Raw genomic sequence first — 26,789 nt, 5'->3', positions numbered from 1 at the left:
TCCTTTCTAGTTCCCAGAGGAATTTTGAAAGCCTGCGTATTATAGAGGTATTGGTGATAAATGCAACAACTATTTAGAAACAATACTATGTCAGTAAATTTGATTAAATAAGCACCCATACATACTTACTAGCTATACTTGAACTAATACCTCTACTGTTAGTCAATAAAGCAAGTTAACACCTTAATTACGCAAACTAAGGGATTTTTAGATATTATGATATCCTACTGCGCTAATTTTGGCCTTAATACTCTCAATATGGTGAGTCGATGCGTATTTTTAATTATTGTTTAAATGTTATGTCTGCTGGATTTAGCCGCTTATTTGTAAAAAGCAAAGTGCTGCCAGAAAATCCTATTAAACAGTATGAGCTAAACCCTGAGTACCCTACATTTTATATAGTGCGTTTAAATTCACGATTTGATTTAGCGGCTCTCGCACATGCGTGTAAAAAAAATGGTCTACCTAGCCCAACCGAAGAGCAAGTATTAGGCAACCAAAATTTAGATCGTTTTATTGGTATTAAAAACCCGCCACCACTATTTGGTGATGAAGCTAAACCAACCAATGCTTTAGCTCAAGGTAAACAAATCATTGAGTACCTAATAGAGAGCGGACAGCAAAACGTACAAGTTGTTCCGGTTACTATTTTATGGGGACGCGACCCAGGTAAAGAAAAGCCAGGATTACGTACTTTAATTACACACTCTCTAACTCCGAGCTGGTTTAGAAAGATTTTTGTGGTGTTGTTTTCAGGTCGCGATAACTTTATTCGCTTCAGTCAGCCTCTCGACTTATCGCTTTTAGTAAATGAAAAAGCTGACGTAAGTGAATTACCCCATAAGTTGTTACGTGTTGCACGCGTACACTTTAAACGTCAAAAACTTGCAGCAACTGGTCCTAAAATGCCCTCTCGCGAGCAATTATTTAATTCATTATTAGCGTCACCAACAATAAAAAAAGCAATTCAAGATGAAGCTAAAGCTAAAAATATTAGCCAAACCGAAGCCCGTCAAAATGCACTTAAACTACTTGATGAAATAGCAGCTAATTACTCTGAGGCAATGATACGTGTGGCCGAGCGATTTTTAACTTGGTTATGGAATAAGCTTTATAACGGTATAGATATTAAGCACGCAGAGCAAATTCATGAACTAACAGATAAAGGCCATGAAATTATCTATATGCCGTGCCATCGCAGCCATATGGATTATTTACTACTTACCTACTCTATTTACCATTTAGGTTTGGTGCCGCCACATATTGCTGCAGGCGTAAATCTTAATTTTTTCCCTGCCGGAGGCATATTTAGACGCTCAGGCGCATTTTTCATTCGTCGCTCGTTTGCAGGCAATAAACTTTACTCTGCCATATTCAAAGAGTATTTAAGCCAGTTATTTATTAAAGGTTACTCTGTTAAGTTTTATACAGAAGGCGGTCGAAGTAGAACTGGGCGTCTGCTTCCACCTAAAACGGGTATGCTATCAATGACATTACAAGCAATGCTACGTGGAATAGACAGACCAATATCTATCGTTCCTGTATACATTGGCTACGAGCACGTAATGGAAATTAACACCTATCTTAAAGAGCTGGATGGAAAAGATAAAAAAGGCGAATCTATTTTTGGAATTTTTAAGGCAATCAAAAACCTTAAAAACTACGGTCGTGGTAATTTAAACTTTGGTGATCCAATCTCCATTAACCAATATTTAAATGATAACCAACCTGATTGGCGTGACTCAATACATCCTACTGATGTACAGAAGCCACAATGGTTAGCACCACAAGTGACTAAACTTGCTGACCAAGTAATGGTTAAAATTAATAATGCAGCGGCGCTTAATGCGGTTAACTTACTAGCGATGATATTGCTGGTTAACGATAAACAAGCATTGAGTAAACCAAAGCTATTAGCACAACTTGATTTTTATCTACGCTTACAACGCGACGCCAGCTACAGCGATAAAGTAACAGCCCCAGACGAAACACCAGAGCAATTACTAACGCATGCATTAAAGCTTAATAAGTTTGAAGTTATAAGTGATGAATTTGGCGAAATTATTACTATTAGCGATAAAGAAAAGGTATTGTTTAACTACTACCGAAACAACATATTGCACTTGTTTGCAGTTCCAAGCTTAATTGCACTGCATCTATTTAAACAACACAGCACAACTATTGAGCAATGCCAGCAACTTGTAAAAACGTTTTATCCGTTATTTGCTAAAGAATGGTACTTACAGCCTCTTGATGAAAACTATATAACGCGTATTTTAGCTAATTTTGCTGATCAAAATTTAATTGAGTTTGATGGCGATAACATTCATATAACGAACAGTAATGACTGCTTAGCTAAGCTAGAAATGCTTGGACGAGCGCTTAGCTTTACTCTGCAACGATACGCTATTGTAATTGGTTTTATTCAAACAAGTGATGGTATTGAAAAAGCAGAATTAGAACGAGAGAGCCAAGTACTTGCACAGCGTTTAGGTACACTGCATGGTATTAAAACACCTGAGTTTTTTGATAAAAAAGTACTTGTTAGTTTTATTGAAAACTTACGTGGCGAGTCATTAATAACAGAAGGTGATAAGGGCTTGGTAGGTAGTACACAACTATGCGAAACCTACGCATACCTTAAAACATTACTGCCAGCACGCGTCTGGCAGTCAATCAGCGATATAGTACAAGATCAGTGTAACTAGTACTATATCTATAGAAGGCGGTTAGCGCTGGCGCATAACTCCTTCTTGCATTGTTGAGGCAACTAAGTTGCCTTGGCGATCAAAAAACTGTCCACGTACCAAACCACATCCATTACTCGCACTTGGACTATCAATTGAATACAAAATCCAATCATCCATTCTAAATGGGCGATGAAACCACATTGCATGATCAATAGTAGCTACCTGCATATTTGGCTGCATAAACGACACACCGTGTGGCTGTAATGCAGTTGGCAAAAATTCAAAGTCAGACGCATACGCTAATAAATAGTTATGGATGCGCTGATCGTCCGGCATTTCACCATTAGCTTTAAACCAAATATGTTTTACCGGCTCCATAACTTCTGGCTTAAATGGGTTATGAAAAGTAACCGGTCGCATTTCAATTGGCATTTCACGCGTAAACTTATTACGGATGACTTCAGGGATATGCGAAGCGTTATCTTGATAAAACTCAAGCGATGAACGTAACTCTTCAGGTGCAGGTACATCAGGCATTGTTGCTTGATGCGACAAACCATTTTCTTCACCTTGGAATGACGCGGTCATATAAAAAATAGGCTTACCGTACTGAATCGCTTTTACTCGCCGAGTACTAAAGCTCTTTCCGTCACGAATAGTTTCTACGTCGTAAACAATCGGTTTAGCCGGATCACCTGGGCGTAAAAAGTAAGAATGTAATGAATGGACTATACGCCCCTCAGGTAGAGTTTCTTTAGCTGCAGAAAGCGCCTGCCCCATAACTTGACCGCCAAACACAGCACCAAAGCCTAAATCTTGGCTTTGTCCTCGATATAAACCTTGCTCAATTTCTTCAAGTGTTAACAACGACAATAAATCATCTAATACTTGGCTCATTATTTCTTCCTCATTACCCTAGTATCCAAATGATACTATACAATAGTGGGAAGTAAATATTTGTTAGGAATACTGTTATGGCTTACTGGCTTTTTAAAACCGAACCCGATGCCTTTTCGATTGATGATTTAAAAAATGCACCAAAACAAACTACACTTTGGGAAGGAGTGCGTAATTACCAAGCGCGAAACTTTATGCGTGATGGCGTTAAAGTTGGTGACTCAGTCTTGATTTATCATTCAAGCTGTAAACACGTAGGCGTAGCGGGTATTGCCGAAGTGACACACGATGCCTACCCAGATCCTACTCAGTTTGATTTAAGCAGCGACTATTACGATGCCAAAGCCACCAGCGATAAACCACGTTGGGTTGTTGTTGAAGTTACTTACCAAAGCCATTTAAACAAGTTGGTTAGCCTTAAAGATATTAAAGCGAATAATAATATTACCGAAATAGCACTTAAAAAAGGCGGACGATTATCAATAATGCCTGTTACTAAAAATGACTGGGATGAAATAATCAAAATGGCGCAGTAACGCCCTCTCGGTTTGACCTGATTTCATTGAGTTTGATATGATCTACGCTGACTTATAGCTGGAGGATTAATGAAATTACTGTATTGGTTAGATGAATGGTTAACTCTCCCGCGCAATGAGCAACAAACTCAATTACCCATGACGGGTAGTGATTTACTAGGCGATGTATTTGTAAAATATGAGTTTATTGACATTAATAAACCCCTGCTTTTTACTTTCTCCCCTGCAGGCACAAATGTACAAGAGCAAGATCTTCACCCTGATTTTGCACCATGGGGTTATCACTTAGCTCAAAAACAAAACGTAAACATAATCGCTTTTCAACATTTAGGTAAAAGTAATTGGTTTCGTAATCGTAATTTAATCTTTTTTCTCGAGCAATTATCAACATTAATCACTCCATTTGATTGTCGACTAGGCTATGGCTTAAGCCGCGGCGGATTTGCTGTTGGCGCTTTTGCTAAACTATTGAAACTAAACCACGTACTGTTCTTTCACCCGGTAAGTACTAAAAATAAAGAATTAGTACCGTGGGATGACCGCTCTAGTACCGATATAGCTCAGCAGTTTGACTGGCAACAGGATTATCACGATCTAGATTTAGGAGATGCCCAAGGCTATATCATTTACGATCCTACTAATCGTGTAGACCGAATGCACGCTAAGCGCTATAAGCAGCTAACTCACTTACGAGTATTTGGTATGGGACATGGCACACACGCCACATATTTGAATAAGTTTGGGTTTTATAAGCAAGTAGCCGTTGATTTCATTCAACATCAGCAAATCGATATTGCACAGTTTCGCATGCAAACCAAAACCTTACGCTTAAAAGAGGATTATTATCAAAGCCTCAATTCGGCTAATGCAAGCTCACCGCATCGTTTAGCATTATTGAGTACAGCGCATAAAATTTTAGCTGATGAAAAAGAAGTGCATGTACAAGAGCATCAGGCAAAAATTGATATTCAGCCCTTGATTGATGTGGCGCTTAAGCACCAAGATGAACACCCTAATGATGCTATCCAGCTATTAGAAGTCGCCCAGCAACTTTTACCTGACGACCCTCTAATTGAGCATAAACTCAAACAGCTAGAAGAGTAATATTCCAGCAAAAGCGGCTATAAAAACTAATGACTCTATTTTGCCTTTTTCTTTTTGTGCCCATGCTTGGGCACAATAGCAAAGTACATCATTAATCCTAACCACGAAAATATAATGATTCCCATCAGCCAGCCGTTCTTTTCATGGCCTTTTGAACGCTTACTATTAAGTACAATAACGACAGGTAAAATGTAAGCACTTAAAACAACAATTAAAAATACAACTTCATTCATTATTTTTCTAAACTCGACCAATCTACTTCACTACTTAATACTCGTTCTACCGATATATAATGCAAAATATCACCCTCATTTACTTTGTAATCTAATGGCGGGTTTAAATCCATATTTTGCGCACTTAAATTATGAGCTACGCCTAACAGTATTGCATCATGCTCAAGTTTAAAGTGATGAAACAAAGTACCAAACTCCATATCTTTGCAGCCACTTGGTACTTTCAAGCTAAATTGTGTATCGCCGTGTAAAGTAGATAGCAGCTCCTCTTGCACACGGCTCGAACCTGGGTCTTGCATTGAGCGTACTAATATCTCAGCTGATTTTGCACTACTACACTCTACATTTTGGCAATGCTCTAACATCATCTCAACTTTGGTTTCATCTAAAAAGTGAGCGCTTATATGGCAATCGTCTTTTACTAAGCGACTAATACGCAGCGCTGTCGTAAATGTTTGGTCGTCATCTTGCCCATCAATAATCACTTTATCGGCACGGCGAATAGCTACACGCTCTAGTTCAGCTAAATTAGTAAAACTCGTTAAACGTGCAAAATCGACGCTTTCGTTAGCTAAAAAAGGATGATCCATTTGCTCGGTTACCGCGAGTAAAATACGACGATCGGTTCGCTTCGTATCTGCCAAAATGTAATCAATCATCTTTTTTGTACGAGTGTCGTGCCAACCAAAAATAATAATATGGTGGTTACTGTGGGCAAAGTTTTTATCACCAGTCATAGCGCGCCTAATTAAGTAAGTAACTGTCTGTCCTGCTTTTCCTAGCAAGACACCAAATAAAGCTAAACCAAATGGAATTTGTATTAATGCAACCACCCAACGACCAAGATCAGTAGTTGGACTAAAGTCACCATATCCCACTGTTGATGTTGTTACTGTGTAATAGTAAAAAAAGGTAGTAAGCGAAGTTAACGCTTTCTCATTCGCTATAAATAGCAAGCTCCATGTTAATAGCATATGAGTCAAAATAGCTAATGCCACTGCTTGCCAACTCAACTGATCTATATGAGCGCGAACAAGTAACGCTAGCCTTTTAAATATCACCGGCATAATACAAAGTCTTCGTTAGTAAATTATCTATAAACAGTACGTTACTGTAAGCGATGCTTTTAAGCAATGTTTAAGCTTTTAACCGCAAATATAAGACTAAATGCTGTTTGCCAATGGTGATTTTTCATGATTAATTAGCGTTAAAATAATAACCAAAACAGTTGTGCTTATGCTTAATAAAATAGCCCGCCCTTTTGCTAAAATTGTAGAGCGCTATCTTCCCGACCCTTTTATATTTGTAATTTTACTTACAACAATTACTCTTGTCAGTGCGAGCTTATTTACAACCGCAACCAACATTGAAGTATTACAAGCGTGGGGAGGTGGTTTTTGGAACTTATTAAGTTTTGCTATGCAAATGCTACTAGTGTTAATCACAGGCTACATGCTGGCAAGTACGCCACCTATAAGTAAGTTATTAGAAAAACTAGCAACATTTGCAAGCACCGCACCTAAAGCAATTATATTAGTAACGCTTATTTCGCTTTTAGCAAGCTGGATAAATTGGGGATTTGGCTTAGTTATTGGTGCCCTTTTTGCCAAGGCAATTGCAAAACATACTCGTGTTGATTATCGATTATTAGTAGCCAGCGCTTACTCAGGTTTTGTTGTATGGCATGGCGGATTAGCCGGTTCGATTCCTTTAACTATCGCAACCGATGGCCACTTTTCAGAAGCCAGCATTGGTATTATTAGTACAGAGCACACCTTATTTGCGGGCTTTAATATAGCAATATTAGTTGGCTTATTTATTATTATGCCGCTCGTTAATCGCTATATGCTGCCAAGTGAGCAAGAAAGCGTATATATCGACCCAGCTCTTTTACAAGAGATAGCACCTAAGTTGACAACAATAACCAGACCCGCCCAACATTTGGAACAAAGCAAACTGCTAGGTATGGGCATTGGCTTAATGGGGCTTGCCTACTTAAGCTATTACTTTTTTATCTCTGGTGGCGGCTTAAACCTCAATAGTATAATTGCCCTGTTTTTGTTTATGGCTATTACGCTGCATCAAACACCCCATAATTTACTTAACAGTCTGCAACAAGCAATTCCAAGCGGGGCTGGCATTGTTATTCAATTTCCTTTTTATGCCGGCATCATGGCGGTAATGGTTGATAGCGGATTAGCACAACAAATATCACGTGGCTTTATTGCCGTTGCAGATGCTGATAGCTTGCCATTCTTTAGTTTTATAAGTGCAGGGCTCGTTAATATGTTTGTTCCCTCTGGCGGTGGCCAATGGGCTGTACAAGCACCCATTGTAATACCTGCAGCGCAAGAGCTAGGTGCTGATATATCGCGCGTTGCAATGGCCGTTGCATGGGGTGATGCGTGGACTAATTTAATTCAACCGTTTTGGGCATTACCAGTCCTTGCTATCGCAGGCTTAAAAGCAAAAGATATTATGGGGTTTTGTGTTGTGCAGTTGTTGGTAACAGGGGTTTTTATTGCGTTGATACTAAGTTTTTATCCGTAAGTATTTTGGTAATAAATAGGCGCGATTTTATATCGCGCTTGCCAGCTGCAAACCAAAAGAACTAAGCAAGAAAGTAAAATTAACTGATGAGTCACCTAATATCACAAAATAATTTCACCTAGTGCTAATAAATTACAGATCATGTGAGCGATAATGCAATACCACAAGTTACCCGATAGATGACGAAGTAGTCCCATCAAGCACGAAAATACAAACACTGAAATATAAATTTCAACTTGATCATACTGCCAGTGTATCAATGTAAATACAATACTTGGGATAATAATTGCGCCACTGGCTCCCAAGGCGGTTTTTTTCAGCCTATAGAATGCCACTCCTCGAAAAATCACCTCCTCATATATGGGCCCAATAAATACTACTGCTAAAAGCAGCATAATTTTGGCTAAAAGCGAATTTGTTTGTGCTTCAACTTCTAACATAAAATCTGGCAAGGCGACTTCCATAAAACCAAAAAGCCATTGTTCCAGTAAAACGAAAGCCGCTGTTAATAGCACTGTAATGATTAAAGGAAAAAGAGCCACTTTTTTTATTGCTAAGCGCCCAATAACTTCGCTTTTATTTTGCGCATCAAGAGTAAACTTTAAAAATGGCAGCGTAAGTACAGCAGTGAGGAAGGTAGATATAAGAAGGTAAATAGGATTGGAATTGAATACTAATGATCCACCATCCAATAAAAAAATAATCAAGTTTGAGGGTATTGGGAGCACCAGTAAAAAAAAGGCCAACCAATAGAGCGTGTACAATAAATATTCCCCTGTGCTTTGATTTACTTGTTGTTTTATCGCATCATTCATAATTCTATCAGCTCACGGCTTCTTGTTATTTTTCATTCTGGGGGATAGTACCATATCAATTACCCCATTAAGAAACGAACCAAAACTAATATCTTGCTATCGCTACACAAGCTAAAATAAACACTGTTAATTTTATTCCGAGCGGTTGGGCAAGCGTAATTGCCCCTGTTAAACGCCCACTTTGCTGAGCGACAGCCTCCTTTCTAAACAACAAATGCACAAAAACCTTAAAAAGCAACGTACAAAAAACAGCATAGTGAGCGAGCTTTGAACTACCATGCTGTTATTATTGCTAGCTCGATAAAATAGTCATCGGCAAACTCAATATTGGATTTTCTGAATCGGCAAAGTGCATCATTACAGCTACATGCCCAGCTACTACAACTGCATACATAACCGCTGAAAAGCCTTGGCCATATTTATCTAGTGGCATTAAATGTGAATAGTGACGGCCTCGCCATTCAAATACAATTTCCAGCGCACCAACAAACAAAAAGAATACCAGTAACATTAATCCAAAGGTGTAGCTTAGCCATAAGCCAAATAGTACGCCTAATAAGCATACGCTTAAGCCAATCCATGAACGCATTGAAAAGCTGATACTTTTTAATACATGCCCGCCATCAAGCGGCAAAATTGGTAATAAATTAAATAAATTTAATAACGCACTAAGCACCGCAACACCTGCAAATATTTCCATTTCAGTGACGTAATATAAAACCACACCCAGCACAGAAGTTATTAAACCAAATGCAGGCCCCATTAATGATATAACTACATCTTGCCAACGAGTCGTTATTTTATCGTCACTTACAGCAAGCCCACCTACAAATGGGATTAAATAAATACCTTTAGTTTTTATGCCAAAGTATTTCATTGCTCGCACATGGCCGTATTCGTGTACAACTAAACACCCAATTAGCATTAATGCAAATTCAATACTAAATAACCACGCATAGCCTGCAACAGAAGCCCCAGCAAGCACTACTTTAATTACCTTAGCACTTTTAAAAAGCTTAAAACCTAATGCTGCCAACCCTAAAAAGCCTTTTTTAGGTGATCCATTTGTAGGTGCTGGTAACGCAAGTTGTGTTGCAAATTGCTCATCCACAAAAAGCGAAATACTTTGCTCTTTCACCGCCGCTGTATCAATACCTATTACTTTGTTGTCGTAAGTAAACTGATAATAGTTTTCACGAGGATTATCAAAGGTAATAGCTTGTTGAGCATGAAACACCTGCACAATTTTTTGCCCAGACACCATAAGCGAAAATGGCTGCTCGGCTAAAGTAAGATCTATTCTTATCATAATTAAGACCATTTAAAATAATGGCGCTAGTATACCTAATCAACTTAAAAACACGAGTGAAGGTGTTCTATAACTATTTTCAAAATAAAAGCATTTGATACTGACAAAATAAAAAAACACTACTACTTTTATAGTAACCATAAGCTATACATTGAAAGGGATAACAGTGAACAAAATAGTGCCTAACATTTTAGTTGTTGACGACTCAAAAGCGATTTTGATTGTTATGGAAGCCATATTAAATGAATTAAATATGTCTGATAATGTAGTCACCTGCTTGAGTGCTGCTGAAGCCCTCGAAAAAGTTGCTTCTGATATAAACTACTTTGATGCTATTTTTACTGACCTTAATATGCCCGAAATGGATGGTATGGAATTAATCCGCCACTTAGGAGGGCTACATTATCAAGGCGGTATCATTATTGTATCTGAAATGGATCATAAAGTTATTAGTTTAGCTGCCAGCCTTGCCAAGCAACATAACGCTCACCTCATTGGTAATATTACAAAACCAGTGCAACTATCTCAGGTAAGTAGGTTACTTATTAAAGTAGCGCAATTAAATAGCCATACTTTATTAAAAGAGTCAGCCATTTCAAAAGATGAGCTTATTGAAGCATTAAAAAATGATGAAATAACGCCTTTTTATCAACCAAAAATAAACGCTGATAATAATAGAATTGAGAGCGTTGAAGTATTAGCGCGTATTCTATCAAGTAAAGACGGCAATATTATTTTACCTAACCGGTTTATAGGTATTGCCGAGCAACATAACTTAATTAATCAAATTACATTTTCTCTTTTTGAAAAGGCCACCAGCGAATTCAAAAATATGAAAGCGCAACTAGGTCATGATTTTAAGATGGCATTTAACTTATCGCCAACTCAGCTCGACGACCTAAACTGTCCTAATAAATTACTACTCATATTAGAACTAAATCAACTCACGCCTAGTAATATAATTATAGAAATAACAGAACAACATGCACTCTCAAGCCTCATGCAATTAGAAACACTAAACAGGTTAAGAATGCACGGCTTTGGTATATCGCTAGATGACTTTGGTGTTGGTTTTACTAATATGAATCAACTTCGAAACCTTCCTTTTACTGAAATTAAGATAGACCGCTCACTCATTAGCCATATAGAAACAGATTTATTTTCTCAAGTGGTTGTAAGTTCGTTATTTAACATTACGAGTAAAGATAATTTAGATTTAGTGGCAGAAGGTGTTGAGCGCCCAGAAGAGCTCGTTTATTTAAGGCACTATAAAAGAAAACTAGCCATACAAGGTTTTTTATTTAGTCGTCCTAAACCACAAGACGAATTTATATCTTGGGCTAAAGATTGGCTGAAAACTGATGGTAGCCCCGCTTAAAGCGGTATTAATATTTAATCGGGGCTGGTTAACTAATTATCACCCCGAGTGTGTTTATCTTCTTCACTGACTATATGCGCACTACTTGCTAAACGTTTGTGCCAACGCTGCCTTGCTACTGCGCGCATATTAGTAGATTGGTCACGCTCATCTACAATCTCTAGCCCCATTAAAGCTTCAATCATGTCCTCTAGCGTTACAATACCTTGCACGTCACCGTACTCATCTACAACTAGGCATATATGCGTGCGCTTTGTTAAAAGAGTTTGCAGTAACGACGATACATTTTGAGAACTCGGCACCGTATAAATAGGCTTAATCAATTTGCTAATTTTGTAATCGGTACCTAAACGGTGAAATGCCAGCATAATATCGTTTTTATGCACAAACCCTACAATATCGTCGCTGTCTTTATCAAATACCAATATACGAGAAAATGATGACGAGCCGTGATCGTTTAAATACTGATTAACGGTTAAGTCTTTGTGGATTTTAAAAATAACAGTTCGAGGCGTCATTAAGTCGCATAATTTTGCATGTCTAAAATGCAATAGATTACGAATTATTTCAGACTCATCTTGATGTAATGCGCCCGACTCCGTACCTATATCAGCCATTGCCTCTATCTCTTGACGAATATAGTAAGCCTCATCGTGCTTTGGACCCATTAAATTTGTTAGCTTTTGTGCAAACCATACAAAAGGCTTTAGCGATATAACTAAAAACCGCAAAGCGTAAGTAACACTTGGCGTTAGAGCTCGCCAGTAATTAGCCCCCAAAGTTTTAGGAATAATTTCAGAAAGGATTAATACGAGGAATGTCATAATGGCTGATGCAATACCTACAGCCGCATCGGAAAACACGACAGCTGCCTGTGCGCCGACCCCAGCAGCACCCGCAGTATGGGCAACCGTATTTAAAGTCAAAATAGCAGCTAAAGGCTGATCTATGTTGTTTTTAAGTTTTTCGAGCTGTTTAGCAAGCTCAGGATGATCTTTCCTAAGTGATGCAACATAGCTGGGCGAAATACTTAATAACACAGCCTCCATCACAGAACATAAAAACGAAATAACAATCGCCACTACCATATAAACTATCAGTAAAGTCACTTTCTCTCCTCTATATTGGATATGTGAGCATGGTATCAATACATGCTATATTTGGCCAAACTTCCAATAATAATAGGCATAATAATGAAATTTAGCGCACCATGGTGTCATCAAAATAAGCTATTTAAGCATGCAGCGACTCTTTTAACGCTTAGCAGCTTAAGCTTTGCTGCAATAGCTGCACCATTGGATAAATCAAAAATTCAGTTTATCGGCCCACTTGCCGAAGACATGCAGTTAAAGCCTTTTCAAACACCTCATGGTAATGCCATTATTAATAACCTATTACCTCAATTACAAGCAGACTCAGATAGTTTTTCTGTATTTGGGAAAAAACAAAATTGGCAGCCATTTAATAAAATCAATGCGCTCACTTTAGGTGGGTTACAGGCACTAAAATTTAATATTGAAACAACCCGCTTTACACAAGGTACGCTTACCTTAAAAGGGATTGAGCAAGGTCAGTTATTTATTAATGGCGAACTACAAACAGGTGATAAAAATAGCTATAAGTTAGCTTTAAATAACAGTACTCACTCTATTTTAATAGTAGCCCAACAAGTAGCTAATTGGCACGACGTAATGCTTGATTTTGCAGCTAAAAGCGAGGTTGATAAAATTACGCTTAGCGCCTCACAAACAAAGCGCTTATCTGCAAAACAATTGTTTGATGCTCCTACAATTAGCCAATTATCACTCGCACCTAACGCCAAGCAGTACGTTACTACTACTCGCACTTATAGCGATAAAACACAAAACCAAGCAAATACAGTTACTGTCCTTAAAGATTCAGATAATCAAACGCTTTATCGCTTCGAAGCAGGCCAACCAAGTAACATTATTTGGAGTCCAGATAACCAATATTTAGTGTATTTGTTAAATGGTGAGCTTAAACAACTTAGCCGTAAAAACTTCTCAATAAAAACATTAGCAAACGATTTAGAAGGAGCCAATGGCTTTACCTTTTATAACGACACCAGTCTTTTGTTTAGCTGGTCTAAATCACCTGAGAACACTAACAGCTTAACTAAGCACTATAAAGGTCTACAAGATCGCTGGTCGTATGCACGCTCCACCAGCCAAATTTATATGCTTGATACTAAAAGTGGTTTAACAAAAGCACTTAGCCAAGGTCCTCTTTCTTACAGCCTTGAAGATTCAAATAGTAACCGTGGCAAAATATTAATGAGCCGCCCAGTAATGGCAATGCAGGCATCAACACACCCAGAAACAGAGTTAGTTGAACTCGATTTAAAATCAAATAAGCTTTCATCGCTTGGTAAATTTAAAACGTTTAATTTAGCTAAATATGCAAATAAAGACATTTATGTAGTTGCAGGCCCTGACTTTAAAAATGGCGCAGGCAGAGCTCTACCAAAAGCAATGCTTGCCAATAACTACGACGGGCAACTTTATCTACTTACTGAAGGCGGTAAAAACGTAAAAGCACTTAGTAAACAGTTCGACCCCGCTATTGGCCAACTGCAAGTTTTAGAAAACGGCGATGCGCTCATTAAAGTAACAGAGCAAGACACTCAACCACTTTACCTATTTGATTTAAGTAAACAGCGCTTTAAAAAGTTAAATACAGGATTGGATATTGTTGAACAATTTAGTTACTCATACGACCGTAATACCGAAATTTTACTAAGTGGTACCAACGCTTTAGCTCCACAACAACTAAAGCGCCTTAACGTAAGTAAAAATAAAACAGATTTAATATGGGATTCAAAACCAAGTAGCTATGCAAATACACGACTCCCTACATTAGAAGAGTTTAATTTTAAAAATAAACATGGTGTCGAAATAACGGGTCGTGTGTACATTCCTAGCAACTTAGATAAAACTAAAAAGCACCCTGCGCTCGTGTATTACTACGGCGGTACTTCACCCGTTACGCGTGGTTTTACAGGTCGTTACCCGTTTAACTTATGGGCAGAAAATGGCTACGTTGTTTATGTAGTACAACCTACTGGCGCAACAGGGTTTGGACAAAAGTTTTCAGCGCAACATGTTAATGCCTGGGGCGACTACACCGCAGACGATATTATCGAAGGCACGCAAGCCTTTTTAAAGAAATACAACTATGTTGATAGTGAAAAGGTAGGAAATTTAGGGGCATCATACGGTGGATTTATGACCATGCTACTAGCAACTAAAACCGATATATTTAGTGCCTCCATTGCCCATGCAGGTATTTCTAACATTACCTCATATTGGGGTGAAGGTTGGTGGGGCTACCTATATTCTGGCGAAGCATCAAAAAATAGCTTTCCGTGGAATAACCCTGAGCTTTACAGCCAGCACAGCCCTGTGTTTCATGCCGACAAAGTAACAACACCTATGCTACTTCTTCATGGTGATAGTGATACCAATGTACCTGTTGGCGAAAGCTTAACAATGTACACTGCGCTTAAACTGCTTAATAAGGACGTAGAGTTAATCGAATACAAAGGCGCCGATCATCAAATATTTGCACGCGATAAACGATTTGATTGGTGGAACACCATGCTCGCATACTTTGATAAAAAGCTAAAAGATGAACCTCAATGGTGGGACTCAATGTATAAAAATGACTGAGTCTGCTTCTTCTAAATAACGACTTAATACAGATTTATTAATTGTAGTATTAATTACTTAGCACCTTTTAATTAGTTTAAAGGTGCTAATCTCATCCTCTAATAACACCTTCTACACCTTTGAAATATTAAGTTACTTAAAACTAATAAACCCCCTTCTCAGCATTTACCTAATGGTGCTACCATACAGAGCTATAAGCATTCAAAATAAAGTACTATGGCTATTAATGTTTTATTGGTTGAAGACGATGAACTACTCGTTAAACGCATCCAAAATCACTTTTCAGATACCGAATTTACAATAGAGGTAGACCCAACTGGCGCTGATGCACTTAGCATTGTAAGGCAGCGGGTAAACCTGCGCGGTGCTATATCATTAGCCATAATTGACATTGTTTTGCCAAAGCGCGATGGGCTTCAACTCGCAAAAGAATTAAACACACTTACCGATATTGGCGTTATTGTATTATCGAGTCGTGACTCCCAAGCCGATCGTATTGCAGGCCTTGCACAAGGTGCCGATGACTATATTTGTAAGCCTGTCGATTTACTTGAGTTAGAACTTCGCATGCGCGCGCTCTATAAGCGTGTTGCCGTTAACCTAGAAGACGACGAAAGCGAAGAGTTTATAGAATATGCTGACTTTAAGCTTCACCCCGATAACCGCACATTAATTACTGCTGCAGGCGTTGAATCACGCTTAACTGAAGCCGAACATAAAGTGCTTATTTGCTTAATTAGTAATGCAGGTAAAGCTACATCCCGTGAAAAAATATCAGAAGAAATAGGCCAGCCCGATTGGAGTCCAAACGATCGTACTGTTGATGTGCTTATTGGTCGTTTACGTAAAAAATTAAATGACGAAAAAGATCAAAAACGTATTGTTACCGTTCGCGGTAAAGGCTATATGCTCTCTATTTAATATTTAGTTAATTGCGCAATAAGGCGCTCAAATGCACGGTAATTAAGTGCTTCCTTAAGCTCATTTAAACTAATATTTTCAGCCCCGTTTAAATCACTAATAGTCCGCGCCACTTTAATCACTCTATGGTAAGAGCGTGGCGATAAAGACAACTTTTCGCTTGCTCTGGCTAAAAACTGCAACTCTGCTGGCGCCAGTACACAGTGCACACTCATTTCTTTATTATTAAGCCTCGCATTAACCTTACCTTGGCGTTTTAACTGTAGGTAATAAGCCGCTTCAACTCTTGCTCTAACCTCAGCACTACTTTCCTCTGGCTGAGTACTTTGTAGTTCAACGCTCGTTAGACGAGGCAGTTCTATTTGCAAATCAATACGGTCAATAAAAGGCCCCGACACGCGCGATAAATAACGCATAACTTGATCGGGAGTTGCCCGCTTATCTGTATGACTTCCTGTTGGACTTGGATTTAATGCTGTAATAAGCTGAAACTGCGCCGGAAACTCCATTTGCCTAGCTGCACGTGAAATAGTAACCGTACCGGTTTCCATTGGCTCACGCAGTGAATCAAGTACCTTACGCTCGAATTCCGGTAACTCATCTAAGAAGAGCACACCGTTATGTGCCAGAGAAATTTCACCAGGTTTAGGATTCGAAGAGCCCCCCACCAAGGCAACAGCTGAACAAGTATGATGTGGATTACGAAATGGCCGCTGTCGCCAATTAGTTAAATCTATGGATTGCCCAATAATAGAGTAAAGCGCAGCTGTCGAAATAGCTTCATCGTCCGACATAGTAGGCATTATAGTTGCCATTCGCTGGGCCAGCATCGATTTACCAGTACCTGGAGGACCTAAAAATAGGTTATAATACCCTAATAGACCCATCAGTATTCAACTGCAGAAAATTAAGATTTATGAATAAAGCATATAGTTACATTCGCTTCAGCACCAAAGGACAAATCGAAGGAAGAAGTCTTAAACGCCAACTAGAAAGCGCACAAGAATACGCTAATAGTAATGGATTAGCTCTTCAGAGTCTCTCATTTAGAGACTTAGGTGTTAGTGGCTATAAAGGTAAGAACTCCTCAGATGGCGAGTTAGGTAAGTTTATAGAGGCAGTAAAAGAAGGAGCGATAGAACAAGGTAGCTATTTACTCATTGAGAGCTTTGACCGCATGAGCCGCCAACCTGTTGAAACCTCACTTATGCTCCTTATGACTATTGTTGACCTCGGTATAACAGTCGTCACGCTAATGGATAGGCAAGTGTATAAAAAGGGTGAGATGAATATGCAAGCCCTTATGATATCGCTTGTATCCATGAGTCGCGCTCATGAGGAGTCTGCTACAAAGAGTAAACGTGTAGGCGATGCGTGGCACAAGAAACAGAAAAGAGCTGCCACAGAGTTAATGGGGTCACCTCTACCCGCTTGGTTACACTACAGCGATGATAAAAAAGATATACTAATATCAATGGAAAAAGCTGTTGTAGTTAAGTACATATTCCTACTGTCAGCTGAGGGTTACGGAAAAGCTGCTATTGTTAGAAAGTTAAATGATGAGGGCATTCTTCCTATTAGCTCTAGAGCAAGCAAATGGCACCCATCTTATATAACTAAAATACTTAATGGTCGCATTGCTCTTGGCGAATACCATCCCCACATAAACAACTCTTTAGGTAAACGTGAACCTACAGGAGAGGTCATCAAAGACTATTACCCTGCCATAATAGATGAGAGCTTATGGTATAAATCCCAAGCAGGCATTAAAAGCAGAAGAACAGGTAGCACAGGTTCAATTAAAAAGGGTTTAACAAGGAACATCTTCTCGGGTTTTATATCCTGCGAGTGTGGTTCATCTGTTCAATTTGTAAATAAAGGGAGTTCACCCAAAGGTGGTTACTACTTAGTATGTAGCCTCGCGAGATATGGCGGGGGCTGTAAGTACACTAGTCACCGTTATTACTATACCCAATGGGTTATTCTAATAGCACTACAAAACCTGCTTACACCTTATGCCAAAAAGCCTGAGGACACAGCTAGAACCATGAGTCTAGAAGGTGAATTAATAACACTGCAAAAGCAAATAGATGAACTACTTCAAGACATCGATGAGAATGGTTTTAGCACATACATTAGTAAAGCTATCCGTAACAAAGAAAGCCGCATTAGTGAGGTAAGTCGAGAGCTAGCCGACATACAAGCAGCTAAGGCTATTAATGATGAGCCTTTAGACCTTACTGAACTCACAGGGAACATAAACGAGCAATCTGAACGACTAAAGCTCCACCAGCACCTTAAGCGACAGCTAAAAACCATCGTGCTTTACCCTAGCAAGAAGTCTATTGATATCTTAGTGAATGAGGGTGACGATATACATTTGAGTTATGATGAGAATACTGAGATATGGACTTCAGGTGACGGAATGAGTTTTAAGGTAGAAGCCTAACCACCAACTTCAACTTTGCTATTGCTCTTTTTAGTCTTAACCAATAAGTTTAGCCTTCACCTGACAGTTAGTAAAAGGGTGATGTGGGCATTGTTTTAATCAACACTTTTGTGTTTAGACTCACAATACTGTGAGGAACTCTTTTCTTTTGTGAGATAACCTAATCTCGACATCATATTTATTGTTGGTAATGGTTAATTCGATTTGTTACTAATAAAGGTTCACCACATAAGAGCATGATGTAAAAATAGAATAGCAGTCCCAACAAGACGGCTAAATTACTGGAGGAAAAAATCGTAGCATGGATGAAAAATTAAGTGCCATCTTTTCAAATATAAATGACTGGCTCAAATATGCAGAAACTAAATCTGCAACATTAATCGCAGGAAATGGAGCTCTAATTTTTGGGTTTAGTAGACTCAGCTTAAGTGAAAATATCAACTGCTATGCGAGTTACTATTTGATATTTTGTAGCTTATTGAGCCTTATATCCCTATCAATATGTTTATTATCAGTTATGCCTGCACTGAACATGCCTTGGGAGTCAAAACCTAAAGGAAAATACGATAATGATAATATTTTATTTTTTGGGCACATTGCGAAATATTCCACGTCATCGTATTTAACCAAACTAGCAGATAAGATTGGCGAAAAAACGCCTGATTTTACTGGCTACCAAAAAGATTTGGCATTTCAGATTATAACCAACGCGACTATTGCTAATCGTAAGTACAATTACTTTAATGCAGCAATTTGGTTTACTCTGGCTTCTGTAATATCTCCAGCCATCACAATACTCATCTACCTTCTTAGGGAAAAGAAATAATGAAATCAGGCATTGATAATAAAGTAACCGAAATAATCGATGATACATTTGAAGTAACTGAGGTTACATATATTCCAGACATTAATGATAAAAAATTAACCTTTGGAAATAAGGGCTTAAGACTAACCGCTACAGTCCTATATATTGATATGCGTGGTTCGACTGCTATCCTAAATAAGCATAATAGAACTTCGGTAGCTAAAATCCACAAAGCATATTTTCATACTATTGTGACGATCGCCAAAAGCCTTAATGGTGAAGTTAGAAGCTTTAATGGTGATGGTATGCTTGTATTGTTTCAAGGGAAGACCGTAACTAGGTTAAGCGATGCTGTCTCAGCAGCGATGCAAATGAAATGGATGCTCACATCTCCAGATTCAAAAGTAAAAAGGAAAATGGAAAAATATACTGCCGTTGATTTTGGTATAGGTATTCACTATGGAGATATCCTGTGCTCTAAAGTGGGTATAGCAGGTGAAAATAACCGTGACCTTGTATGGATTGGAAATGCCATTAATAAATCAGTAAAGATTGGTGATAAGCATCATAATGACATTGGTATTTCACAGATTGTTTACAACAACTTAGAGGATAGGGTTAAGTATACTACAGAGAAAGATTGGCTTGGGAATGATGTAAAGAAAGACATATGGCAACAAGCTACAATTGAATATAACGATGTTCAAAAAGTGTATTATTTCACCACCTACCATATTGAAGTCACATAAAATAAAGCTTTGGCACCACACCACGCTGCGGGGGAGGGTCGGAGGTAATAGATAAAGTTAGCGATTGCGTCGTACCATGCTTTTTGAACAAAACGTTGTTTTGAAAAGTTTGATTTTTAGGCTAAATCGCTAAGTATTATTATATTGATATTCAACAGCTGCTCTCTCGCTGCCCTTGTAACGCCTTATCCACACGCTGCTGAACCTTCTCTTCAAACACCTCATTCAACTCTCTTCTGAGCTGCTCAAACGACTCCCGACGCTCTCGAGCCACCCTAAGGTAATTATCAACGACTTCCAAGCATCGCCCATGGTCTAAGCCTGCATTCTTAACCTCTCTAGCTACCTCTTCGTACCCGCTAGTGACAGAAGAATATGAGGAGATTTTAATTACCCTTGCTAATCCATCAACTTTAAAACCGATACAACCCTTTAAGGTTGAATCATATGAGAGCCACTTATCGTCACCACTACAAAGGTAAGATTTAATCTTTTGCGCTTTTTCTGATTTAGTCATAACTATAACCCCTTCAATACAATTCACAACAATATACACATAACCTATTGATTTGTAAATGAATGTTGCAGTAGTGAGTTTGATAACAAAGTTAGACTAACTTTATATATCTCAGCTTGTTCGCTCAATCCACCTCTGTTTACCCCCCCCAGCTTACTTATATAATGTGCCTATAAAGGTATACTAAATGAGTACACTCAAAAGAACACAAAACCGTTCCCATTAAAGTTGATTTATTATTATCGGCACGATATCATTTATGGGTCTTAGACTTATAAAGGAACACACTCATAATGAGTAAGCATCAAACAGTCGCATATATTCGTGTCTCGTCCTCTCAGCAATCCACTGACAGACAACTTGTGAATGTAAGCTATGACAAGGAATTTATTGAGAAAGCCTCAGCAAAGAGCACTGAGCGCCCCCAACTTAACGCTATGCTTAATCATGTTCGTGAGGGTGACGAGGTTGTTGTTCACTCTATGGATAGGCTGGCACGTAATACGAAAGACCTCTTAGAGATTGTCGAAAGCCTTAAATCAAAAGGTGTAAGCATCAGGTTTATAAAGGAAAACTTAACCTTTTCCGCTGGTGGTGAAAACTCAATGAATAACTTAATGCTTACCATGTTGGGTGCAGTAGCTCAATTTGAACGTGAACTTATATTAGAGCGACAGCGTGAAGGTATTGAGGCCGCAAAGCAGAAAGGTCTTTATAAAGGTCGTAGTGCGAGCATAGATAGACAAGAGATAATGAGAGACATCAACAACGGCCTTTCAGTACGTAAAACAGCCTCAAAGCACAATATTGCAGTAAGCTCAGTAAGTCGCATTATAAAAGAGTCTAAGAATAGCAAATAGCTCATTCCCTCAAAAATCACCATATCAGCACAGCGATACGTAAGTTTGAATCGTTCGCTAATTCATTTGTGCATCAAACATAAAGACAATTAAGGAATCATATTAATGTCAAAACAACAGGTTGTTACCTGTAAAGAGTGCGGTAAACGCAGGGTAAAAGCCCTCACAACCAATCCAATTACAGGTAAGCAACGCCGCTCTACCATTAAGATATGCCAAGACTGCCATTCCAAGACTATAGACTATAAATTCTTTAGTAGCTCTTTTGGTCAGTGGCTACGAAGAGCTTTCCAGCGCCAATGCACTAACTCAATACCTAGTGATACCAATGAGCTAAGAGCACTACTCCACCTATGGAAATTCTACCGTCAAGCATGCGGATTTAAAAGTGATGGTCAAGAGGTTACTAAAACCTACGATTACCACCTATGCCATATCGACCCAATCAAAGGGGAAGGAGAACTTGTAGGTAAACTCACATACGCTAATCTAATGATTGCACCTGCAAAACTCAACAGAGAGCATTCAAACCTTCCCTTCCCATTTACCTCTAAACAATCCGTACTTAAAGGTGAAAACATAACTGACAGCAACTTTAAAGACATATGTCGTGAGCGTTACAACTTACCTTTACTAGCTGCTGAGTTTTGCTTAATACCTCAAAAAAAAGGAGAGGCTTTAACAGAGTTCACATCTAGTGGGGTAAATATATCAACGACACTTTCTAAAGAGCTAAAGAGGCTTGGGTACCCTGTAACTCAAACAATTACAAATCACCCGCCACAAACCATAGAGCGCCTAGCCAATGGAGTCTATGACACGTTTTTTAAGGTTGGTGGTACGTTAGCTCTTAAAGAACTGGCTCAACATGGCACTCAATGTGACAACTCAATGATTGAGTATGACTTCACATTACCTCATGAGCGAGTCAAAATGGCGAAAGAAGCTAGAAAGCAACTAGAGAAGGAAGTCGCTGCGTTCTAGTTCAGCCCTATCCTATAGTTATACATAAGAATTCCTCTGCAGGTCTTTATATATAAGGCCTACAGGGGTTTCCGAACCATGCAGTAAACCTGATTATATTCAAACTTATGCTCGATAAGCTTACAGTATAAACTCGTATAGTGTTGTATAAGATGCCTCTTCAGGTGTTAACAGCTAACACGAACAAACACTAAGTAATCACTTATCTAATGAATGCTCGCTAGGCTATTAACGTCACTCGTCACGATTTACTGCTCAATTAAACTAATATTTAAACATATCGATGAATATATTAGAGTTACCTTGAAGCTCCTTAATCCTAGCATTCCTAGTATATTCCCACTCATCAGGAGGGTCACTAAGAGACCACCTAAGAAACATTAGGCGCTCACCTTCAGGCATAACGACATTGTGTCTATAACTCATATACAACCACACTCTAGCCAATTCACCTCGAATTCGTTCCGACGGTTCAGTAATACCTTTAGACCATTCAAAATCACATAAACCCAGCTTTTGCTCTTCCCCTTCGATAATCCCATACCTTGAGTTAGACCTGATTCGATTAGTTTGCCCTATTGATGGTACGAGGTTATGAAGGTCAAAAATGATAGCTTTAGCCTCTTTAGAAGTTCTTTCGCATATATTACGACTGCCATTAACCCAACAATTCATTTCTTTAGCTGGTGTCAAAGAGGCAGGCACAACATGCTCCCAATCAAGAACATTTATAGCATTACGATGCTTTATATTAGAGCCGTCATAACCACATGAAACCGTATCTACGACGCCACCACTAACTCCTTTAGGCTCATACGAACATCCACAATACTGTGTAATAGCATTATCGGAGTAAACTACATCCCTAGCCAACTGCTTAGCTTTAGTCCAAGAGCTGGGGATGAAATGTGCGCATGTTGAGTTAACCGACAATAAAGTTAGTAATAGAAGAAGTAAGCACCTCACTTTTAAAATTCCATCAGCGTTTTCATTATAAAATTACCCTTCTATCGAAAGAGTTATGACTAATAACCCCTACACAATTTAAAGCTGGTTATATTTTAAAGACTTCCCCATACAAAGCTCAGTAGGGTACTTAGCAGCGTTTACTTTGATTTTCTTATTAGCCGATTCAATAATATCTACATCTAATTGGTCACAAAGCCTAACCAAATACAGAAAAACATCCGCAAGCTCTTCTTGCACCGCCTCCTTTGTAACCTCATTACCTTCTAAGTAAGACTGCTCTTCTGTTAACCATTGAAAGTGCTCCTGTAGCTCACTAACCTCTACAGCTAAAGCCATACTGAGGTTTTTGGGGGAGTGGAACTGCTCCCAGTCCCTTTCGATAGCAAAGTCTTTCAAGTTATTTTGTATGTCTTTAATTGTTTTGCTCATTATAAACTTTCCGTAACTCTGAGATGGACATCCACGGCTTTTGGCGATGAATCATTCGGTGGCAATTAGCACATAAGATTGCCAACTCTTTAAGCTTAGTTTCTTCATTCTCATTTCTGAAGGCTAGAGGGTTAACATGATGGCACTCCGCAAATCCATAACCGATTGCTCCATACGTTTTCTCAAAGTCCATTTGGCAAACTTCACACTCAAGTTTACCCGCATTTTTTAGGGCTTCTTCTTTCTTTTTTCGTACTAATTTTGAGTCTCTTTCTCGTGATTTATGCAGCCGCCATATAGGCTTTCCCTCATGTCCTGAATGCTCTTCAGAGACCTCTTCATTATCTTCAACCACCTTAATTTCAGTAAGTTGTTCGATATTAGATACGGGAGTAATAGAGCCTTGCGTACACGCTGAATAACGCACAGCTTCAACGAAATCATTGTGGAAAAATTCATCACCGAAGTAGACCCCACCTTCATGCCGTTCGATAATTTCAAAATCAAATCTATGGGGGTATTTATCATCAGGCCACACCTCAGCCTCCGAAGAGTAGTAAGACCTTGTAACCTTTCCTGTAATGAGCTGCTGCACAACACCTCTAAAGTTATGTACATTTTCTTTACTGACCCGAGAGAAGCCTCTAGGTGGTTTACCCTCTGCTTTTAACCATGAAATTGAATAAACAAAGGATACTATATCCCCTACTTTAACCTTAGAGATTGAATCTTTTTTCGTATCATGGACACCCCATACACCATTGCTCATCCCAATCGGGAAGTTAATTCGTGAATGTGGTTTGTCTGACACGTATATAGCCCAAATCATAATAGTCCTGTCTTCTTTCTGCTAATCCTTTGCTACTTATATTAAAGTAATTCTCTAATATTTACTTTAAATACTTTATGGGTCTATTAGACATTTAATTAAGTAAATTATGCCCGCCAGCTGCAGCAATTTCGAGTACTCGCTTTGCACCGGGCTGACCTTTCACATCGCTTAAATCGAGTAAAAAGTCAGGGGCTTGTGTGCAGTCGGGATACTCTATATTTAATGGTAAGGGTTGTTGATTAAGTAAATCCCCCCACACTTCTTGAATAGAGCTTACGGCTTTGCGTTTAACGCCATTAACTAGGCTTGCTAGGCTGTCGTTTGCAAGAGGTAAAAAGCAGCAACGATCTTGCTCTTTTGCAGCAAGTACCGAAGGTAAAATAGCGTTTACACCACGCACCTCACCATTAAGAGCAAGCTCACCATAAAACTCGTACTTATGAATATCAGGGCACACTATTTGCCCAGAGGCGACTAAAATACCCACCGCAATAGCAAGATCAAACCGGCCACCATCTTTTGGCAAGTCAGCTGGGGCTAAATTTACGGTTATTCGTTGGTCGGGAAAACCAAATTGAGAGTTTTCGAGTGCGCTACGCACTCTGTCTTTTGATTCTTTAACGGACGCTTCGGGCAGGCCTACAATATGAAAAGCGGGTAACCCATTGCCTAGGTGAACTTCTACAATAACTTCAGGGGCATTTATACCCACTTGAGCACGAGAAAATATACGAGCTAACGACATTCCTTATCCTAGTAAATGGTGTGATTACACCAGTTTAGTCAGGATATTTAAAAACGTGTAATGTGATTTGCCATTTTATAGCAGCCAAACGAAGTAATAAGGTCATTAACATACCTAATACCATCGCCATTTCGGTTGCTAACGAAAAACTAATGCCAAGCGTATAAACAGTGCCACCCGCTATACAGGTAATAGCGTAAAGCTCACCTTTTAATAGCATAGGGATTTCGCGTGCAAGCACATCTCGAATTAATCCACCAAAGCAGCCTGTAATTACAGCCATAATTACCGCAGTCATATCGGGCATACCAACAAGCTGCGCTTTTTGTGCCCCCATTACTGCAAAAAAAGCTAAACCAAACGCATCCGCTGTTTGTAAAATATAATGAGGTATCGGCTTTTGCTTATTTATAAGGCGCGTTGTAACAAATACTGAAGCTAGTATGGCAAAAAAGTAACTTTGATCTTGTAACCAAAAGACAGGAACATCTAAAATTAGATCTCGCACTGTACCACCACCAATAGCAGTTACCGTCGCTAAAACTACGACCCCAAAGCCATCCATTTTTTTTTCGTACGCTAGTAAAGTGCCCGATACAGCAAACACCGCAATACCTATTAAATCAAACCAGTGGTAAAGTTCAGTCATATTTGTAACAACCCAAAAATATTTGTGCCGTTTTAACACAAACTAAACAAAGTTTTAAGTAATAACGATTTATTTTAAGTCGTTTATAACTTTTGTTAAGTGTATCTCAGGGAGGCGGGAGCTTGTGCTTATGAGTAGTGAATGCCTCATGCTGTGAAGACGATCTTTAACCTATAAGCTAAATCACCACACTCATCAAATTTCAGGTATAAAAAACACGCTTTAAGTATGTTGTTCCATTCTTATTTATTTCAATGGTTGCGGGAGCCTGAACTTATAAAAGGTGAACCGGCGACCTTCGGGTTATGAGCCACAATATACACACCAAATTTTAGACATAAAAAAACACGCTTTAAGCGTGTCGTTTCATTCTTATTTATTTCAGTGGTTGCGGGAGCCTGAGTTTGTAAAAAGTGAACCGACGACCTTCGGGTTATGAGCCACAATATACACACCAAATTTTAGACATAAAAAAACACGCTTTAAGCGTGTCGTTTCATTCTTATTTATTTCAGTGGTTGCGGGAGCCTGAGTTTGTAAAAAGCGAACCGACGACCTTCGGGTTATGAGCCACAATATACACACCAAATTTTAGACATAAAAAAACACGCTTTAAGCGTGTCGTTTCATTCTTATTTATTTCAGTGGTTGCGGGAGCCTGAACTTATAAAAGGTGAAC

General features: G+C 38.9%; 23 protein-coding genes and 2 pseudogenes. 12 read left to right on the top strand and 13 right to left on the bottom strand.

The genetic code is table 11. From position 1 onward, the window contains the following. Positions 1–269 precede the first annotated feature (269 nt). Complete coding sequence (gene plsB / locus BW142_RS04350; protein WP_076924024.1) at positions 270–2,708, top strand: glycerol-3-phosphate 1-O-acyltransferase PlsB; 2,439 nt, start codon at positions 270–272, stop codon at positions 2,706–2,708. A gap of 21 nt (positions 2,709–2,729) precedes the next feature. On the opposite strand, the gene tesB is transcribed toward plsB, so the two are convergent. Then, entirely contained in the window at positions 2,730–3,587 is an 858-nt protein-coding gene (tesB, locus tag BW142_RS04345; protein WP_002957902.1) for an acyl-CoA thioesterase II, read from the bottom strand. Positions 3,588–3,664: 77 nt separating this feature from the next. On the opposite strand from tesB, the gene BW142_RS04340 reads away from it, so the two are divergent. Together BW142_RS04340 and BW142_RS04335 are read left to right on the top strand one after the other, a co-directional pair. After that, positions 3,665–4,123 carry an EVE domain-containing protein gene (locus BW142_RS04340; RefSeq protein WP_076924023.1) on the top strand — a complete coding sequence of 153 codons (459 nt, stop codon included), beginning with the start codon at positions 3,665–3,667 and terminating at the stop codon, positions 4,121–4,123. 69 nt (positions 4,124–4,192) lie between these two features. Next, positions 4,193–5,227: a cytosolic protein gene (locus tag BW142_RS04335; protein ID WP_076924022.1), complete on the top strand. Its 1,035-nt coding sequence runs from the start codon at positions 4,193–4,195 to the stop codon at positions 5,225–5,227. Between the two features lie 35 nt (positions 5,228–5,262). Here BW142_RS04335 and BW142_RS04330 read toward each other — a convergent pair whose 3' ends face one another. Together BW142_RS04330 and BW142_RS04325 are read right to left on the bottom strand one after the other, a co-directional pair. After that, entirely contained in the window at positions 5,263–5,460 is a 198-nt protein-coding gene (locus tag BW142_RS04330) for a PLDc N-terminal domain-containing protein (RefSeq protein ID WP_076924021.1), read from the bottom strand. Next, positions 5,460–6,527, bottom strand: coding sequence for a potassium channel family protein (locus BW142_RS04325; protein WP_076924020.1), 1,068 nt, complete (start codon positions 6,525–6,527; stop codon positions 5,460–5,462). Before BW142_RS04325 ends, BW142_RS04330 begins: the two co-directional genes overlap by 1 nt. Positions 6,528–6,696: 169 nt before the next feature. Here BW142_RS04325 and BW142_RS04320 point away from each other — a divergent pair, with 169 nt between their 5' ends. Beyond that, positions 6,697–8,010, top strand: a complete 1,314-nt coding sequence (locus tag BW142_RS04320; RefSeq protein WP_076924019.1) for a TIGR00366 family protein — start codon at positions 6,697–6,699, stop codon at positions 8,008–8,010. 101 nt (positions 8,011–8,111) lie between these two features. On the opposite strand, the gene BW142_RS04315 is transcribed toward BW142_RS04320, so the two are convergent. Both BW142_RS04315 and BW142_RS04310 read right to left on the bottom strand, forming a co-directional pair. Beyond that, on the bottom strand, positions 8,112–8,825 hold the full coding sequence (locus tag BW142_RS04315) for a type II CAAX endopeptidase family protein (RefSeq protein WP_076924018.1): 714 nt from the start codon (positions 8,823–8,825) through the stop codon (positions 8,112–8,114). A gap of 292 nt (positions 8,826–9,117) precedes the next feature. Then, positions 9,118–10,134: a site-2 protease family protein gene (locus BW142_RS04310; RefSeq protein WP_076924017.1), complete on the bottom strand. Its 1,017-nt coding sequence runs from the start codon at positions 10,132–10,134 to the stop codon at positions 9,118–9,120. A gap of 166 nt (positions 10,135–10,300) precedes the next feature. On the opposite strand from BW142_RS04310, the gene BW142_RS04305 reads away from it, so the two are divergent. Then, entirely contained in the window at positions 10,301–11,512 is a 1,212-nt protein-coding gene (locus BW142_RS04305) for an EAL domain-containing response regulator (protein ID WP_076924016.1), read from the top strand. Between the two features lie 32 nt (positions 11,513–11,544). Here the strand turns inward: BW142_RS04305 and BW142_RS04300 are convergent, their stop codons facing one another. Next, positions 11,545–12,621, bottom strand: a complete 1,077-nt coding sequence (locus tag BW142_RS04300) for a hemolysin family protein (protein WP_024590554.1) — start codon at positions 12,619–12,621, stop codon at positions 11,545–11,547. A gap of 84 nt (positions 12,622–12,705) precedes the next feature. On the opposite strand from BW142_RS04300, the gene BW142_RS04295 reads away from it, so the two are divergent. Then, a complete protein-coding gene (locus BW142_RS04295; RefSeq protein WP_076924015.1) occupies positions 12,706–15,201 on the top strand; it encodes a prolyl oligopeptidase family serine peptidase in 2,496 nt (831 codons plus the stop codon). Between the two features lie 216 nt (positions 15,202–15,417). Continuing rightward, positions 15,418–16,122, top strand: coding sequence for a response regulator transcription factor (locus BW142_RS04290; RefSeq protein ID WP_076924014.1), 705 nt, complete (start codon positions 15,418–15,420; stop codon positions 16,120–16,122). Here the strand turns inward: BW142_RS04290 and BW142_RS04285 are convergent. After that, positions 16,119–16,985, bottom strand: a pseudogene (locus BW142_RS04285) (ATP-binding protein); the annotation flags it as partial. The gene BW142_RS04290 and the pseudogene BW142_RS04285 sit on opposite strands and share 4 nt — an antisense overlap. 53 nt (positions 16,986–17,038) lie before the next feature. Here BW142_RS04285 and BW142_RS04280 point away from each other — a divergent pair. From BW142_RS04280 to BW142_RS04270, 3 genes are all read left to right on the top strand, one after another. Continuing rightward, the gene (locus BW142_RS04280; protein WP_076924013.1) at positions 17,039–18,571 is read left to right on the top strand and encodes a recombinase family protein; all 1,533 of its coding nucleotides are present in this window, start codon (positions 17,039–17,041) and stop codon (positions 18,569–18,571) included. 301 nt (positions 18,572–18,872) lie between these two features. Next, positions 18,873–19,397, top strand: a complete 525-nt coding sequence (locus tag BW142_RS04275; RefSeq protein ID WP_076924012.1) for a Pycsar system effector family protein — start codon at positions 18,873–18,875, stop codon at positions 19,395–19,397. Next, a complete protein-coding gene (locus BW142_RS04270) occupies positions 19,397–20,125 on the top strand; it encodes an adenylate/guanylate cyclase domain-containing protein (protein WP_076924011.1) in 729 nt (242 codons plus the stop codon). Before BW142_RS04275 ends, BW142_RS04270 begins: the two co-directional genes overlap by 1 nt. A 151-nt stretch (positions 20,126–20,276) precedes the next feature. Here the strand turns inward: BW142_RS04270 and BW142_RS04265 are convergent, their stop codons facing one another. Beyond that, the gene (locus BW142_RS04265; RefSeq protein WP_076924010.1) at positions 20,277–20,642 is read right to left on the bottom strand and encodes a hypothetical protein; all 366 of its coding nucleotides are present in this window, start codon (positions 20,640–20,642) and stop codon (positions 20,277–20,279) included. Positions 20,643–20,935: 293 nt separating this feature from the next. Between BW142_RS04265 and BW142_RS04260 the strand changes: the two genes are divergently transcribed. Further along, positions 20,936–21,502, top strand: a complete 567-nt coding sequence (locus BW142_RS04260) for a recombinase family protein (protein ID WP_076924009.1) — start codon at positions 20,936–20,938, stop codon at positions 21,500–21,502. Positions 21,503–21,607: 105 nt separating this feature from the next. Further along, positions 21,608–22,486, top strand: a complete 879-nt coding sequence (locus BW142_RS04255; protein WP_076924008.1) for a hypothetical protein — start codon at positions 21,608–21,610, stop codon at positions 22,484–22,486. A gap of 264 nt (positions 22,487–22,750) precedes the next feature. Here the strand turns inward: BW142_RS04255 and BW142_RS20920 are convergent, their stop codons facing one another. The 5 genes and pseudogenes from BW142_RS20920 to BW142_RS04230 all read right to left on the bottom strand — a co-directional run bounded on the left by BW142_RS20920 (position 22,751) and on the right by BW142_RS04230 (position 26,110). Beyond that, positions 22,751–23,452, bottom strand: coding sequence for an endonuclease (locus tag BW142_RS20920; RefSeq protein WP_363925746.1), 702 nt, complete (start codon positions 23,450–23,452; stop codon positions 22,751–22,753). A gap of 78 nt (positions 23,453–23,530) precedes the next feature. Further along, complete coding sequence (locus BW142_RS04245; RefSeq protein WP_076924006.1) at positions 23,531–23,884, bottom strand: nucleotide pyrophosphohydrolase; 354 nt, start codon at positions 23,882–23,884, stop codon at positions 23,531–23,533. Beyond that, positions 23,868–24,695: an HNH endonuclease gene (locus BW142_RS04240; RefSeq protein ID WP_171972309.1), complete on the bottom strand. Its 828-nt coding sequence runs from the start codon at positions 24,693–24,695 to the stop codon at positions 23,868–23,870. The genes BW142_RS04245 and BW142_RS04240 overlap by 17 nt, the downstream gene beginning before the upstream one ends. 118 nt (positions 24,696–24,813) lie before the next feature. Beyond that, positions 24,814–25,461: pseudogene (locus BW142_RS04235) on the bottom strand (magnesium chelatase domain-containing protein); the annotation flags it as partial. A 34-nt stretch (positions 25,462–25,495) separates the two neighbouring features. Further along, the gene (locus BW142_RS04230; RefSeq protein ID WP_076924004.1) at positions 25,496–26,110 is read right to left on the bottom strand and encodes a trimeric intracellular cation channel family protein; all 615 of its coding nucleotides are present in this window, start codon (positions 26,108–26,110) and stop codon (positions 25,496–25,498) included. Positions 26,111–26,789: the final 679 nt, after the last annotated feature.

Origin of the sequence: Pseudoalteromonas sp. EB27, from assembly GCF_001974875.1 — a bacterium.
Taxonomy (GTDB): domain Bacteria; phylum Pseudomonadota; class Gammaproteobacteria; order Enterobacterales; family Alteromonadaceae; genus Pseudoalteromonas.
This window is presented reverse-complemented; position numbering and strand designations above follow the sequence as displayed.

Coding starts and splice junctions, on each gene's coding strand:
- BW142_RS04265 (WP_076924010.1), bottom strand. CDS start 20,642: ATGACTAAATCAGAAAAAGCGCAAAAGATTAAATCTTACCTTTGTAGT.
- BW142_RS04330 (WP_076924021.1), bottom strand. CDS start 5,460: ATGAATGAAGTTGTATTTTTAATTGTTGTTTTAAGTGCTTACATTTTA.
- BW142_RS04280 (WP_076924013.1), top strand. CDS start 17,039: ATGAATAAAGCATATAGTTACATTCGCTTCAGCACCAAAGGACAAATC.
- BW142_RS04270 (WP_076924011.1), top strand. CDS start 19,397: ATGAAATCAGGCATTGATAATAAAGTAACCGAAATAATCGATGATACA.
- BW142_RS04260 (WP_076924009.1), top strand. CDS start 20,936: ATGAGTAAGCATCAAACAGTCGCATATATTCGTGTCTCGTCCTCTCAG.
- BW142_RS04340 (WP_076924023.1), top strand. CDS start 3,665: ATGGCTTACTGGCTTTTTAAAACCGAACCCGATGCCTTTTCGATTGAT.
- BW142_RS04245 (WP_076924006.1), bottom strand. CDS start 23,884: ATGAGCAAAACAATTAAAGACATACAAAATAACTTGAAAGACTTTGCT.
- BW142_RS04335 (WP_076924022.1), top strand. CDS start 4,193: ATGAAATTACTGTATTGGTTAGATGAATGGTTAACTCTCCCGCGCAAT.
- BW142_RS04230 (WP_076924004.1), bottom strand. CDS start 26,110: ATGACTGAACTTTACCACTGGTTTGATTTAATAGGTATTGCGGTGTTT.
- BW142_RS04255 (WP_076924008.1), top strand. CDS start 21,608: ATGTCAAAACAACAGGTTGTTACCTGTAAAGAGTGCGGTAAACGCAGG.
- tesB (WP_002957902.1), bottom strand. CDS start 3,587: ATGAGCCAAGTATTAGATGATTTATTGTCGTTGTTAACACTTGAAGAA.
- BW142_RS04295 (WP_076924015.1), top strand. CDS start 12,706: ATGAAATTTAGCGCACCATGGTGTCATCAAAATAAGCTATTTAAGCAT.
- BW142_RS04325 (WP_076924020.1), bottom strand. CDS start 6,527: ATGCCGGTGATATTTAAAAGGCTAGCGTTACTTGTTCGCGCTCATATA.
- BW142_RS04315 (WP_076924018.1), bottom strand. CDS start 8,825: ATGAATGATGCGATAAAACAACAAGTAAATCAAAGCACAGGGGAATAT.
- BW142_RS04290 (WP_076924014.1), top strand. CDS start 15,418: ATGGCTATTAATGTTTTATTGGTTGAAGACGATGAACTACTCGTTAAA.
- plsB (WP_076924024.1), top strand. CDS start 270: ATGCGTATTTTTAATTATTGTTTAAATGTTATGTCTGCTGGATTTAGC.
- BW142_RS04320 (WP_076924019.1), top strand. CDS start 6,697: ATGCTTAATAAAATAGCCCGCCCTTTTGCTAAAATTGTAGAGCGCTAT.
- BW142_RS04310 (WP_076924017.1), bottom strand. CDS start 10,134: ATGATAAGAATAGATCTTACTTTAGCCGAGCAGCCATTTTCGCTTATG.
- BW142_RS04275 (WP_076924012.1), top strand. CDS start 18,873: ATGGATGAAAAATTAAGTGCCATCTTTTCAAATATAAATGACTGGCTC.